Origin of the sequence: Streptomyces sp. NPDC014889 (assembly GCF_043081205.1) — a bacterium.
GTDB lineage: Bacteria > Actinomycetota > Actinomycetes > Streptomycetales > Streptomycetaceae > Streptomyces.
The window spans coordinates 241,567-254,654 of record NZ_JBIBWH010000002.1; the positions used below are offsets into that span (position 1 = coordinate 241,567).

At 68.9% G+C, this 13,088-nt stretch carries 10 protein-coding genes; 7 read left to right on the plus strand and 3 right to left on the minus strand.

What is annotated here, in order from left to right:
• Positions 1 to 2 precede the first annotated feature (2 nt).
• From yidD to rpmH, 3 genes are read right to left on the minus strand one after another with little or no spacing between them, the layout of a single operon-like run.
• Positions 3 to 356 (minus strand): membrane protein insertion efficiency factor YidD, encoded by a 354-nt coding sequence (yidD, locus tag ACF09J_RS04235; protein ID WP_392303830.1) that lies wholly within the window; start codon positions 354 to 356, stop codon positions 3 to 5.
• Positions 353 to 724, minus strand: coding sequence for a ribonuclease P protein component (gene rnpA / locus ACF09J_RS04240; protein ID WP_392303831.1), 372 nt, complete (start codon positions 722 to 724; stop codon positions 353 to 355). The genes yidD and rnpA overlap by 4 nt, the downstream gene beginning before the upstream one ends.
• A gap of 21 nt (positions 725 to 745) precedes the next feature.
• Positions 746 to 883: a 50S ribosomal protein L34 gene (rpmH, locus tag ACF09J_RS04245; protein ID WP_003956500.1), complete on the minus strand. Its 138-nt coding sequence runs from the start codon at positions 881 to 883 to the stop codon at positions 746 to 748.
• 375 nt (positions 884 to 1,258) lie between these two features.
• Between rpmH and dnaA the strand changes: the two genes are divergently transcribed.
• The 7 genes from dnaA (at position 1,259) to gyrA (ending at position 13,070) form a co-directional block, all read left to right on the plus strand.
• Complete coding sequence (gene dnaA / locus ACF09J_RS04250) at positions 1,259 to 3,238, plus strand: chromosomal replication initiator protein DnaA (protein WP_392303832.1); 1,980 nt, start codon at positions 1,259 to 1,261, stop codon at positions 3,236 to 3,238.
• An 839-nt stretch (positions 3,239 to 4,077) separates the two neighbouring features.
• On the plus strand, positions 4,078 to 5,208 hold the full coding sequence (gene dnaN, locus ACF09J_RS04255) for a DNA polymerase III subunit beta (RefSeq protein WP_362350929.1): 1,131 nt from the start codon (positions 4,078 to 4,080) through the stop codon (positions 5,206 to 5,208).
• Between the two features lie 163 nt (positions 5,209 to 5,371).
• On the plus strand, positions 5,372 to 6,247 hold the full coding sequence (gene gnd / locus ACF09J_RS04260; RefSeq protein WP_392303833.1) for a phosphogluconate dehydrogenase (NAD(+)-dependent, decarboxylating): 876 nt from the start codon (positions 5,372 to 5,374) through the stop codon (positions 6,245 to 6,247).
• Between the two features lie 53 nt (positions 6,248 to 6,300).
• Positions 6,301 to 7,422: a DNA replication/repair protein RecF gene (gene recF / locus ACF09J_RS04265; RefSeq protein WP_392303834.1), complete on the plus strand. Its 1,122-nt coding sequence runs from the start codon at positions 6,301 to 6,303 to the stop codon at positions 7,420 to 7,422.
• A complete protein-coding gene (locus ACF09J_RS04270) occupies positions 7,419 to 7,955 on the plus strand; it encodes a DUF721 domain-containing protein (protein WP_392303835.1) in 537 nt (178 codons plus the stop codon). The genes recF and ACF09J_RS04270 overlap by 4 nt, the downstream gene beginning before the upstream one ends.
• A gap of 390 nt (positions 7,956 to 8,345) precedes the next feature.
• Positions 8,346 to 10,433, plus strand: coding sequence for a DNA topoisomerase (ATP-hydrolyzing) subunit B (gyrB, locus tag ACF09J_RS04275; protein WP_392303836.1), 2,088 nt, complete (start codon positions 8,346 to 8,348; stop codon positions 10,431 to 10,433).
• Between the two features lie 42 nt (positions 10,434 to 10,475).
• On the plus strand, positions 10,476 to 13,070 hold the full coding sequence (gyrA, locus tag ACF09J_RS04280) for a DNA gyrase subunit A (RefSeq protein ID WP_392303837.1): 2,595 nt from the start codon (positions 10,476 to 10,478) through the stop codon (positions 13,068 to 13,070).
• Positions 13,071 to 13,088 lie beyond the last annotated feature (18 nt).

Sequence of the window (13,088 nt, forward strand, 5' to 3'; positions counted from 1 at the left end):
AATCATGCTCCTTGGGCATGGGGCGAGGTCTCTGCGGCCGGGACCGCCGGCATCTTCCCGTCGGTGGCCGTTTCGGCGGCGGAGGGCCCGCCCCTGCGCGCACGCCAGGCGTCGCGCAGCATTTCGTGCCACCGCGGACGCTTGCGCTGCGGAACATGGTCCACACCGCCGAGCGACCACGGATTGCACCGTAGGATGCGCCACGCTGTGAGCGCCGTTCCCTTGATCGCACCGTGCCGGTCGATGGCCGTGTAGCCGTAGTGGGAACACGACGGGTAGTACTTGCACACCGGCCCGAGCAACGGGCTGATGGTCCACTGGTACAGCTTGATCAGAGCCAGCAGCGGGTACTTCATCGCGCGCCCCCTCCCAGCAGCCGTTGAAAAGCGGCGTCCAGGTCTCGGGCCAGCTGTGCGTGATCGGCGTCGCCCGCACCGGGCAGCGCTCGTACGACTACCAGGCTACCGGGGGGCAGCAAGGCGACTCGGTCACGCATCAGATGGCGAAGTCGGCGCTTCACCGTGTTGCGGACGACCGCGCCACCCACCGCCTTGCTCACGACGAAACCCGCACGCGGCGGGGGAGCGCTCTCCCCTGACGCGTGCGGGTCCGTGGCACCGCTGCGTAGATGGACGACGAGAAGCGGGCGTCCGGCTCGACGCCCTCGTCGTACCGCGGTCGCGAAGTCCTCGCGCCGCCTCAGCCGGTTCTCGGTGGGCAGCACGATGTCATGACCTGACCGGAATCAGGCGGACAGACGGGCGCGACCCTTGCTACGGCGAGACGCGAGAATCGCGCGGCCGGCACGGGTGCGCATACGCAGCCGGAAGCCGTGGGTCTTTGCGCGACGACGGTTGTTCGGCTGGAAGGTGCGCTTGCTCACTCGGGGGCTCCAGAAAGAATCAGTAGTGGCGGGGTGCCGTCCTGGCTGTCACCGTGCGCCCACGAGTAGCTCGCAGTAACGCTCGAGTGCACCGCTTTCCGATCACCCTTGGCGCGATCTGTGCCCTTCGGAGGCAGGCGGCAGCAGCCATCGACAACTCGACCTGGTTACGGTACGCGCGGCTACGCCATCCGGTCAAACCAGCCGCCCGCGAGGGACACTGTCCACAGCCTGGGGACAACGACTTGAACCGCAGCCGTCGCGCTGACTACCGTGACTGGACTCCGATTCGTTCCCATGTCCCCCGCCCCACCCGTTTAGATACCGACCTGTCCCGCACCACACGTGCGTGGGACCTGTGAGAGAGCGTGCCCTGTGGCTGACGTACCTGCCGATCTTGCCGCAGTGTGGCCACGAGTTCTGGAGCAGCTTCTCGGCGAAGGACGCGGACAGGGCGTCGAGGTGAAGGACGAGCACTGGATCCGGCGCTGCCAGCCGCTCGCGCTGGTCGCGGACACCGCCCTGCTCGCCGTGCCGAACGAATTCGCCAAGGGCGTACTCGAAGGGCGCCTCGCCCCGGCCGTCAGCGAGACGCTGAGCCGTGAGTGCGGCCGCCCGATCCGTATCGCGATCACCGTCGACAGCTCGGTCGGCGAGTCCCAGCCCCCCGCGCCCGCCCCGGCACCGCGCTACGAGGACCAGGAGCCGCCCACGGGCCAGGGCGGCGGCTACGAGGGTTACGGCCGGCGCCGGGCGGACGCCCATCGCCCCGCACGCCCCGACCCGTACCAGGGCTCCCAGGGCGACCAGATGCCGCCCCCGCGCACGGGGCAGCCGGCGGAGGGCGGCGACCACCTCCCGACCGCCCGCCCCGCCTACCCCTCGGAGTACGGCGAGTACCAGCGTCCCGAGCCCGGCGCCTGGCCGCGCCGCCACCAGGACGACTACGGGTGGCAGCAGCAGCGGCTCGGCTTCCCCGAGCGGGACCCCTATGCCTCACCGTCCCAGGACGCCTACGGCCATCAGGACGGGTACGGGCCGGCCAAGGACTCCTACGGGCAGGACTACCGCTCCCCGTCGATGGAGCGCCCGCCGTACGACCAGCCGCGCTCCGACTACGACCCGTCCCGCGGCGAGTACGACGCCCGTGACTACGACCAGCGCGACTACGACCAGCGCGACACCGGCCACCGTGAGCCGCCGGAGCCGGCCGGCCCCGGCCCTGTGCACCGTGGCGGCCCGGTGGGCCCGAACCTGCCCGCCACCGGCGCCCCCGGTCCAATGGCGGCGAAGCCCGCACCGGCGGCCGGCCCCGGCGAGCCGACCGCGCGCCTGAACCCCAAGTACCTCTTCGACACGTTCGTCATCGGCGCGTCCAACCGCTTCGCGCACGCGGCCGCGGTCGCCGTCGCCGAGGCCCCCGCCAAGGCGTACAACCCCCTGTTCATCTACGGGGAGTCGGGGCTCGGCAAGACGCACCTGCTGCACGCGATCGGCCACTACGCGCGGAGCCTGTACCCGGGCACGCGCGTGCGTTACGTGAGCTCCGAGGAGTTCACCAACGAGTTCATCAACTCCATCCGCGACGGCAAGGGCGACAGCTTCCGCAAGCGCTACCGCGAGATGGACATCCTGCTCGTCGACGACATCCAGTTCCTCGCGGACAAGGAGTCGACGCAGGAGGAGTTCTTCCACACCTTCAACACCCTCCACAACGCCAACAAGCAGATCGTGCTCTCCAGCGACCGGCCGCCCAAGCAGCTGGTGACGCTGGAGGACCGGCTGCGCAACCGGTTCGAGTGGGGCCTGATCACCGACGTCCAGCCGCCCGAGCTGGAGACCCGCATCGCGATCCTGCGCAAGAAGGCGGTGCAGGAGCAGCTGAACGCCCCGCCCGAGGTGCTGGAGTTCATCGCCTCCCGGATCTCGCGCAACATCCGCGAGCTGGAGGGCGCCCTGATCCGGGTGACGGCGTTCGCCTCGCTCAACCGGCAGCCGGTGGACCTGGGGCTGACGGAGATCGTCCTGAAGGACCTCATCCCCGGCGGCGAGGACTCGACCCCCGAGATCACCGCCACGGCCATCATGGCGTCGACCGCCGACTACTTCGGCCTCACGGTCGAGGACCTGTGCGGCACCTCGCGCGGCCGCCAGCTGGTCACGGCCCGCCAGATCGCCATGTACCTGTGCCGCGAGCTGACCGACCTGTCGCTGCCGAAGATCGGCGCCCAGTTCGGCGGCCGCGACCACACCACCGTGATGCACGCGGACCGCAAGATCCGTGCGCTGATGGCCGAGCGGCGCTCCATCTACAACCAGGTCACGGAGCTGACCAACCGCATCAAGAACGGCTGAGAACACCTGCAACGGCGCTCAGGGCGCCTCCGGGAGCGGATCCCGGAGGCGCCCTGAGTCGTTGTGGGAGTCCGCCGCTGTTCGAATCCGCAGCGGGTTACGGCCGCCCTCCACAGATTCCCCGACTTTTTTCCGTCCACATCCTGGGGACCGGGAAGTTGTCCAGATCGCATCCACAGACTGTGCGGCCGGCTCATGATCCGCCCAGCTCAAAGGCCTGTGGAACGGTGGACGAACGATCTCCACAGACTGTGGACGAAGTGGATGTCCACAGGCCGCCGCCGCAGTTGTCCACCGGCAACCCACAGGCTGGGGGCCGTTGTCCCCAAGATTCGGCTGCTTCTCCACACCCCTGTCCACTGTTCGGCAACGCGATGCCCCCGGTCACCGCGTCGAGTGAAAGCCGTCACACCGAGCTGCGCGGTTGGCATGTGGGAAACCCGGGTAAAGCTGGGGACGCAGCTGGGGAGAACTGCCCTCAGCCTGTGGGCGGGGTGTGCAGAACTTCCCGTTCTCCACAGAGACGGTGAGTTGTCCACCGGTCCCACCCACAGGGCCGGTGGACAAAATTCCCGCGCTGAGCTGGGCAAACGTGGTTATCCACGGTATCCACAGGCCCTACTACTACTCCCAACCAGAGAGAGAGCGGAATCCGTTTCGAAGCGGGGCCTGTGCACAACTCGAGCTCTTGAGCCCGACCGCGCCTCGCAGCGACTTGACCCCGACAGGCGCCTACTGTCAGTGCCGTGCGTCAGACTGGTCCCCGGTGTCCTTCCCGTCCCAGTGGGCGGTGACACCGAGTCGGAGGACTCAGTAGCAACAGCAGGAGGCGGCTTACGGTGAAGATCCGGGTGGAACGCGACGTACTCGCGGAGGCAGTGGCGTGGGCGGCACGCAGCCTCCCGGCCCGTCCGCCGGCGCCTGTTCTCGCCGGCCTGCTGCTCAAGGCGGAGGACGGCCAGCTGAGCCTGTCCAGCTTCGACTACGAGGTCTCGGCGCGCGTGTCCGTGGAGGCCGAGGTCGAGGAGGAGGGCACAGTCCTGGTCTCAGGACGCCTGCTCGCCGACATCTCGCGCGCCCTGCCCAACCGGCCGGTGGAGATCTCCACAGACGGTGTACGGGCGACGGTGGTCTGCGGCTCCTCGCGCTTCACCCTCCACACCCTGCCTGTGGAGGAGTACCCGGCGCTCCCGCAGATGCCGAACGCGACGGGCACGGTCCCCGGCGAGGTCTTCGCCTCCGCCGTGCAGCAGGTGGCGATCGCGGCCGGCCGCGACGACACGCTGCCCGTGCTGACCGGTGTCCGCATCGAGATCGAGGGCGACACCGTCACGCTGGCCTCCACCGACCGCTACCGCTTCGCGGTCCGCGAGTTCCTGTGGAAGCCGGAGAACCCGGACGCCTCCGCGGTCGCCCTGGTGCCCGCCAAGACCCTGCTGGACACCGCCAAGGCACTGACCAGCGGCGACAGCGTGATCCTGGCACTGTCCGGCTCGGGCGCCGGTGAGGGCCTGATCGGCTTCGAGGGCGCCGGACGGCGTACGACCACGCGGCTGCTGGAGGGCGACCTCCCGAAGTACCGCACCCTGTTCCCGACGGAGTTCAACTCCGTGGCCGTCATCGAGACCGCCCCCTTCGTGGAGGCCGTCAAGCGCGTGGCGCTGGTCGCCGAGCGCAACACGCCGGTGCGCCTGAGCTTCGAGCAGGGCGTGCTGATCCTGGAGGCCGGCTCCAGCGACGACGCACAGGCTGTGGAGAGGGTCGACGCGCAGCTCGAGGGCGACGACATCTCGATCGCCTTCAACCCGACGTTCCTGCTGGACGGCCTCAGCGCGATCGACTCCCCGGTGGCGCAGCTGTCCTTCACGACGTCCACCAAGCCGGCGCTGCTCAGCGGCAAGCCCGCGGTGGACGCCGAGGCGGACGAGGCCTACAAGTACCTGATCATGCCGGTGCGCCTGAGCGGCTGAGCGGGCTGCCGACCGGGCGCGTTCTCCACAGGTGGCGGCCCCAGGTCCGGGCATACGTATGAGCGGGTATGCCCACGGATGTGCGCGAGCGTCCGGGTCTAGGCTCGGACGCAGGTACGAAAGTGCCGGAACGCCACGTCGTGAAACCTAAGGAACGCAACTGATGGAGCTCGGTCTCGTCGGCCTCGGCAAAATGGGCGGCAACATGCGCGAGCGGATCCGCCGCGCAGGCCACACCGTCATCGGATACGACCGCAACCCGGACCTCGCCGATGTCCACAGCCTGGAAGAGCTTGTGGGCAAGCTGCACGGCCCGCGCGTGGTCTGGGTGATGGTCCCGGCCGGCGAGCCCACGCAGGGCACGATCGACGCCCTCGCCGAGCTGCTGGAGCCCGGCGACGTGGTCGTGGACGGCGGGAACTCCCGCTGGACGGACGACGAGAGGCACGCCGAGGAGCTGGCCGCCAAGGGCATCGGCTTCGTCGACTGCGGCGTCTCCGGCGGTGTGTGGGGCCTGGAGAACGGCTATGCGCTGATGTACGGCGGCGACGCGGAGAACGTCGCCAAGGTGCAGCCGGTCTTCGACGCGCTCAAGCCCGAGGGCGACCTCGGCGCGGTGCACGCCGGCAAGGTCGGGGCGGGCCACTTCGCCAAGATGGTCCACAACGGCATCGAGTACGCGATGATGCAGGCCTACGCCGAGGGCTGGGAGCTGCTGGAGAAGGTCGACTCCGTGGAGAACGTCCGCGAGGTCTTCCGCTCCTGGCAGGAGGGCACCGTCATCCGCTCCTGGCTGCTCGACCTGGCGGTGAACGCCCTCGACGAGGACGAGCACCTGGAGCAGCTGAGGGGTTACGCGCAGGACTCCGGCGAGGGCCGGTGGACCGTCGAGGCGGCCATCGACAACGCCGTCCCGCTGCCCGCGATAACGGCCTCGCTGTTCGCGCGGTTCTCCTCGCGTCAGGAGGACTCGCCGCAGATGAAGATGATCGCCGCGCTGCGCAACCAGTTCGGCGGTCACGCCGTGGAGAAGAAGTAGTTCACCGGGCCGCCTCGGCGGTCCGCAACGCCGGGGGAGGTCGGCGAACGACCATGCACGTCACGCATCTGTCGCTGGCCGACTTCCGCTCGTACGTCCGGGCCGAGGTGCCGCTGGACCGGGGTGTCACGGCGTTCGTCGGCCCGAACGGCCAGGGCAAGACGAATCTTGTCGAGGCGATCGGCTACCTCGCCACGCTCGGCAGTCACCGGGTCACCTCCGACGCCCCGCTGGTCCGCGTGGGCGCCGAGCGCGCGGTGGTCCGGGCACAGGTGCGGCAGGGCGAGCGGCAGCAGTTGGTCGAGCTGGAGCTGAACCCCGGCCGGGCCAATCGCGCCCGTATCAACCGGTCCTCGCAGGTCAGGCCGCGGGATGTGCTGGGCATCGTGCGGACCGTGCTGTTCGCGCCCGAGGATCTGGCCCTGGTCAAGGGCGATCCAGGGGAGCGGCGGCGTTTCCTCGACGAGCTGGTGACGGCGCGTTCCCCGCGGATGGCGGGGGTGCGCTCGGACTACGAGCGGGTGCTCAAGCAGCGCAACACGCTGCTGAAGTCGGCCGCGCTGGCGCGCCGGCACGGCGGCCGTTCGATGGACCTGTCCACGCTGGACGTGTGGGACCAGCATCTGGCGCGGGCGGGCGCCGAGCTGCTCGCCCAGCGTCTCGACCTGGTCGGCGCGCTGCAGCCGTTGGCGGACAAGGCGTACGAGCAGCTGGCGCCGGGCGGCGGTCCGGTGGTGCTGGAGTACAAGCCGTCGGCGCCGGGCGAGGCGCACACGCGTGAGGATCTCTTCGCACAGTTGACGGCCGCGCTGGCGGAGGTCCGCAAGCAGGAGATCGAGCGGGGCGTGACGCTGGTGGGGCCGCACCGGGACGACGTGGTGCTCAGGCTCGGCCCGCTGCCGGCGAAGGGCTACGCCTCGCACGGGGAGTCCTGGTCGTTCGCGCTGGCGCTGCGCCTGGCGTCGTACGACCTGCTGCGCGCGGAGGGCAATGAGCCGGTGCTGATCCTCGACGACGTCTTCGCGGAGCTGGACAGCCGTCGCCGTGAGCGGCTGGCGGAGCTGGTGGCGCCCGGTGAGCAGGTGCTGGTGACCGCCGCCGTCGACGACGACGTGCCGCACGTGCTGGCGGGTACGCGGTTCGCCGTGTCGGACGGGACGGTGGAGCGCGTATGAGCGGCGAGCGGGACGCGGGCCGGGGAAAGGCGCCCGAGCCGTCGGGCGTGGACCTCGCGCGTGTGGCGCTGCGTGCGGCGAAGGAGGCGGCACGCGCGCGTGGGGACGCGGCGCAGCAGCGCAGGCAGGCGCGGCGTGGTGGTCTGCGTTCCGGGGCGCGGGCGGACGGCCGTGACCCGATGGCTCTCGGTGCGGCGATCAACCGGCTGATCACCGAGCGCGGCTGGGAGGCGCCGGCCGCGGTGGGCGGTGTGATGGGGCGCTGGCCGCAGATCGTCGGCGCGGACCTGGCCAAGCACTGTGTGCCGGACCGGTACGACGAGGACGAGCGGGTGCTGTCGGTGCGCTGTGATTCGACGGCGTGGGCGACGAATCTGCGGCTGCTCGCTCCGACGTTGGTGGCCAGGCTCAACGAGGACCTGGGGCACGGCGCGGTGCGGACGATCAAGGTGTTCGGGCCGGGCGGCGGTGGTCGCCGGTACGGTCCGCTGCGGGTTCCGGGCAGTACGGGGCCCGGCGACACCTATGGGTGACAGACGTCACACAAAGAGGCCCCGGCGGCCCTTTCGGGGCGCGTGACGACCGTCCTTCGTGCACCCGCACGCTCTTGCGAATCCCTACCTGACCCGGGAGTAGCGAAGTGTTGACGCCCGGAAGCGCTGAGTGCCGCTGTGAGCCTCTTGGAGACCCCTTGTACATATCGGGACCCGGCCAAGACCGGTTGAGGGCGCCACATGCGTACTCAGGTACCGGCAAACACCCATCACTGTCGGCGCTACCGGTAGACTGGAAGGCGATCCCGCCCCAATCGTGGGGACCGTCCGGGAAAAGCTGAGCAACGCTGATCAAGGCTTACCAACGCAACATGCCGCAGCCGCTCCGGCAACCCTCCCCCGGAGGGGGCACCCCCAGGAGCCCGGCTCGTGCTGTGCCAGAAAGGGCGCTTCGTGGCCGATTCCGGCAACCCCAACGAGAACATCCCGTCCACCGACACCGGCGCCGATGAGCCGGTGGCCTCTCCGAGCGGTGAGGCCACGGCGGCCTCGTACGACGCCAGCGCCATCACCGTCCTCGAGGGTCTGGACGCGGTCCGCAAGCGACCCGGTATGTACATCGGCTCCACCGGCGAGCGCGGTCTGCACCACCTTGTGTACGAGGTCGTCGACAACTCCGTCGACGAGGCACTGGCCGGGCACGCGGACACCATCGACGTGACGATCCTGGCCGACGGCGGCGTGCGCGTCGTCGACAACGGCCGTGGCATCCCGGTGGGCATCGTCCCCTCCGAGAACAGGCCGGCCCTCGAGGTCGTGCTCACCGTGCTGCACGCGGGCGGCAAGTTCGGCGGCGGCGGCTACGCGGTCTCCGGCGGTCTGCACGGCGTCGGCGTCTCGGTGGTGAACGCGCTGTCCTCGAAGGTCTCCGTCGAGGTCAGGACGGACGGTCACCGCTGGACGCAGGACTACAAGATGGGTGTCCCGACCGCGCCGCTGGCCCAGCACGAGGCGATCGAGGAGACGGGGACCTCGGTCACCTTCTGGGCCGACCCGGACATCTTCGAGACCACCGACTACTCCTTCGAGACGCTGTCGCGGCGCTTCCAGGAGATGGCGTTCCTCAACAAGGGCTTGACGATCAAGCTCACCGACGAGCGCGAGTCGGCGAAGGCCACCTCCGGCGCGGACGAGGCGGGCGCGGACGAGAAGGACGAGGTCAAGGCGGTCGTCTACCGCTACGACGGCGGCATCGTCGACTTCGTGAAGTACCTCAACTCCCGCAAGGGAGACGTGGTGCACCCCACCGTGATCGACCTGGAGGCCGAGGACAAGGACAAGAGCCTGTCCCTCGAGGTCGCCATGCAGTGGAACGGCGGCTACAGCGAGGGCGTGTACTCCTTCGCGAACATCATCCACACCCACGAGGGCGGCACGCACGAGGAGGGCTTCCGCGCGGCTCTCACGAGCCTGATCAACAAGTACGCGCGCGACAAGAAGCTGCTGCGCGACAAGGACGACAACCTCACGGGCGACGACATCCGCGAGGGTCTGACCGCCATCATCTCGGTCAAGCTGAGCGAGCCGCAGTTCGAGGGCCAGACCAAGACCAAGCTGGGCAACACGGAGGCGAAGACCTTCGTCCAGAGGGCCGTCTACGAGCACCTCAACGACTGGCTGGACCGCAACCCGGTCGAGGCGGCGGACATCATCCGCAAGGGTATCCAGGCGGCCACCGCGCGCGTGGCGGCCCGCAAGGCCCGCGACCTCACCCGCCGCAAGGGTCTGCTGGAGTCCGCCTCGCTGCCGGGCAAGCTCTCCGACTGCCAGTCGAACGACCCGACCAAGTGCGAGATCTTCATCGTCGAGGGCGACTCCGCCGGCGGCTCGGCCAAGTCCGGCCGCAACCCGGAGTACCAGGCGATCCTCCCGATCCGCGGCAAGATCCTCAACGTCGAGAAGGCGCGGATCGACAAGATCCTGCAGAACCAGGAGATCCAGGCGCTGATCTCCGCGTTCGGCACGGGTGTGCACGAGGACTTCGACATCGAGAGGCTCCGCTATCACAAGATCATCCTGATGGCGGACGCCGACGTCGACGGCCAGCACATCAACACCCTGCTGCTGACCTTCCTGTTCCGCTTCATGCGGCCGCTGGTCGAGGCCGGGCACGTGTTCCTGTCCCGTCCGCCGCTCTACAAGATCAAGTGGGGCCGGGAGGACGTCGAGTACGCGTACTCGGACCGGGAGCGCGACGCGCTCCTGGAGATGGGCCGGCAGCGCGGCAAGCGGGTCCGCGAGGACTCGATCCAGCGCTTCAAGGGTCTCGGCGAGATGAACGCCGAGGAACTGCGCGTGACCACCATGGACCAGGAGCACCGCGTGCTCGGCCAGGTCACCCTCGACGACGCCGCCCAGGCCGACGACCTGTTCTCGGTCCTGATGGGCGAGGACGTCGAGGCCCGCCGCCAGTTCATCCAGCGCAACGCCAAGGACGTCCGCTTCCTCGACATCTGAGTCGGTCTCAGCTGACCGCACCAGGAAGGATCCTCACCAGCAATGGCCGACGAGAACACTCCAGTCACCCCTGAAGAGGGCGGCGACCTCGCCATGCGCGTCGAGCCCGTCGGGCTCGAGACGGAGATGCAGCGTTCGTACCTCGACTACGCGATGTCCGTCATCGTCTCGCGTGCGCTGCCGGACGTCCGGGACGGGCTCAAGCCCGTCCACCGCCGCGTGCTGTACGCGATGTACGACGGGGGCTACCGCCCCGACCGCGGCTTCTACAAGTGCGCCCGCGTCGTCGGCGACGTCATGGGCAACTACCACCCGCACGGCGACTCCTCGATCTACGACGCGCTGGTCCGCCTCGCGCAGCCGTGGGCGATGCGGATGCCGCTGGTGGACTCCAACGGCAACTTCGGTTCGCCGGGCAACGACCCGGCGGCGGCCATGCGCTACACCGAGTGCAAGATGGCGCCGCTGTCGATGGAGATGGTCCGCGACATCGACGAGGACACCGTCGACTTCACGGACAACTACGACGGCCGCTCCCAGGAGCCGACCGTACTGCCCGCCCGCTTCCCGAACCTGCTGATCAACGGCTCGGCCGGTATCGCGGTGGGCATGGCGACCAACATCCCGCCGCACAACCTGCGCGAGGTCGCCTCCGGTGCCCAGTGGTACCTGGAGAACCCGGAGGCATCCCACGAGGAACTCCTCGACGCGCTGATCGAGCGGATCAAGGGCCCGGACTTCCCCACCGGCGCGCTCGTCGTCGGCCGCAGGGGCATTGAAGAGGCGTACCGTACCGGCCGCGGCTCGATCACCATGCGCGCCGTGGTCGAGGTCGAGGAGATCCAGAACCGCCAGTGCCTGGTGGTCACGGAGCTCCCGTACCAGGTCAACCCGGACAACCTCGCGCAGAAGATCGCCGATCTGGTGAAGGACGGCAAGATCGGCGGCATCGCGGACGTCCGCGACGAGACCAGCTCGCGCACCGGTCAGCGCCTGGTGATCGTCCTGAAGCGGGACGCGGTCGCCAAGGTTGTCCTGAACAACCTCTACAAGCACACCGACCTGCAGACGAACTTCGGCGCCAACATGCTGGCGCTGGTCGACGGTGTGCCGCGCACCCTGTCGCTGGACGCGTTCATCCGGCACTGGGTGACGCACCAGATCGAGGTCGTCGTCCGCCGTACGCGGTTCCGGCTGCGCAAGGCGGAGGAGCGGGCGCACATCCTGCGCGGTCTGCTGAAGGCCCTGGACGCCATCGACGAGGTCATCGCGCTGATCCGGCGCAGTGCGACCGTCGAGGTCGCGCGTGAGGGCCTGATGAGCCTGCTGGAGATCGACGAGATCCAGGCCAACGCCATCCTGGAGATGCAGCTGAGGCGACTGGCCGCCCTGGAGCGGCAGAAGATCGTCCAGGAGCACGACGAGCTCCAGGCCAAGATCAACGAGTACAACCAGATCCTCGCCTCCCCGGTCCGCCAGCGCGGCATCGTCAGCGAGGAGCTGGCGGCGATCGTCGAGAAGTTCGGCGACGACCGCAAGACGAAGCTGATCCCCTACGAGGGCGACATGTCCATCGAGGACCTGATCGCCGAAGAGGACATCGTCGTCACGGTCAGCCGCGGCGGCTACATCAAGCGGACCAAGACCGACGACTACCGCGCCCAGAAGCGCGGCGGCAAGGGCGTGCGCGGTACGAAGCTGAAGGAAGACGACATCGTCGACCACTTCTTCGTCTCCACCACGCACCACTGGCTGCTGTTCTTCACCAACAAGGGCCGGGTCTACCGGGCCAAGGCCTACGAGCTGCCGGACGCCGGCCGGGACGCGCGCGGCCAGCACGTGGCGAACCTGCTGGCCTTCCAGCCGGACGAGGCGATCGCCCAGATCCTCGCGATCCGCGACTACGAGGCGGCGCCGTACCTGGTGCTCGGCACCAAGGCGGGCCTGGTCAAGAAGACGCCTCTGAAGGATTACGATTCTCCTCGCTCCGGTGGCGTCATCGCGATCAACCTGCGTGAGCAGGAGGACGGTTCCGACGACGAACTGATCGGAGCCGAGCTGGTCTCCGCCGATGACGATCTGCTTCTGATCAGCAAGAAGGCGCAATCGATCAGGTTCACCGCCTCCGACGACACCCTGCGTCCGATGGGCCGTGCCACCTCGGGTGTCAAGGGCATGAGTTTCCGCGGTGGCGACGAACTGCTCTCGATGAATGTTGTTCGACCCGGTACGTTCGTGTTCACTGCCACCGATGGCGGGTACGCCAAGCGGACCCGAGTCGACGAGTACCGCGTCCAGGGTCGCGGCGGCCTCGGCATCAAGGCCGCCAAGATCGTGGAGGACCGCGGTTCGCTCGTGGGAGCGCTGATTGTCGAGGAGACCGACGAGATCCTCGCCATCACGCTCTCGGGCGGTGTGATTCGTACGCGAGTCAACGAGGTCAGGGAGACGGGCCGTGACACCATGGGCGTCCAACTGATCAATCTGGGGAAGCGCGATGCCGTCGTCGGTATCGCACGTAACGCCGAGGCGGGGCGCGAGGCGGAGGAAGTCGACGGCGACGTGGCCGTGGACGAGACCGTCGAGGGGGCCGCGACCAGCGGCACGGACGAGGGCGAGGTGTCCTCGGCCGAGTAGCACGAGGAGAGAGTCATC

What these genes read in the sequence shown, in the direction of transcription:
- recF (WP_392303834.1), top strand. Translation starts at nt 6,301, where the DNA reads ATGCACGTCACGCATCTGTCGCTGGCCGACTTCCGCTCGTACGTCCGG.
- gnd (WP_392303833.1), top strand. Translation starts at nt 5,372, where the DNA reads ATGGAGCTCGGTCTCGTCGGCCTCGGCAAAATGGGCGGCAACATGCGC.
- yidD (WP_392303830.1), bottom strand. Translation starts at nt 356, where the DNA reads ATGAAGTACCCGCTGCTGGCTCTGATCAAGCTGTACCAGTGGACCATC.
- ACF09J_RS04270 (WP_392303835.1), top strand. Translation starts at nt 7,419, where the DNA reads ATGAGCGGCGAGCGGGACGCGGGCCGGGGAAAGGCGCCCGAGCCGTCG.
- gyrA (WP_392303837.1), top strand. Translation starts at nt 10,476, where the DNA reads ATGGCCGACGAGAACACTCCAGTCACCCCTGAAGAGGGCGGCGACCTC.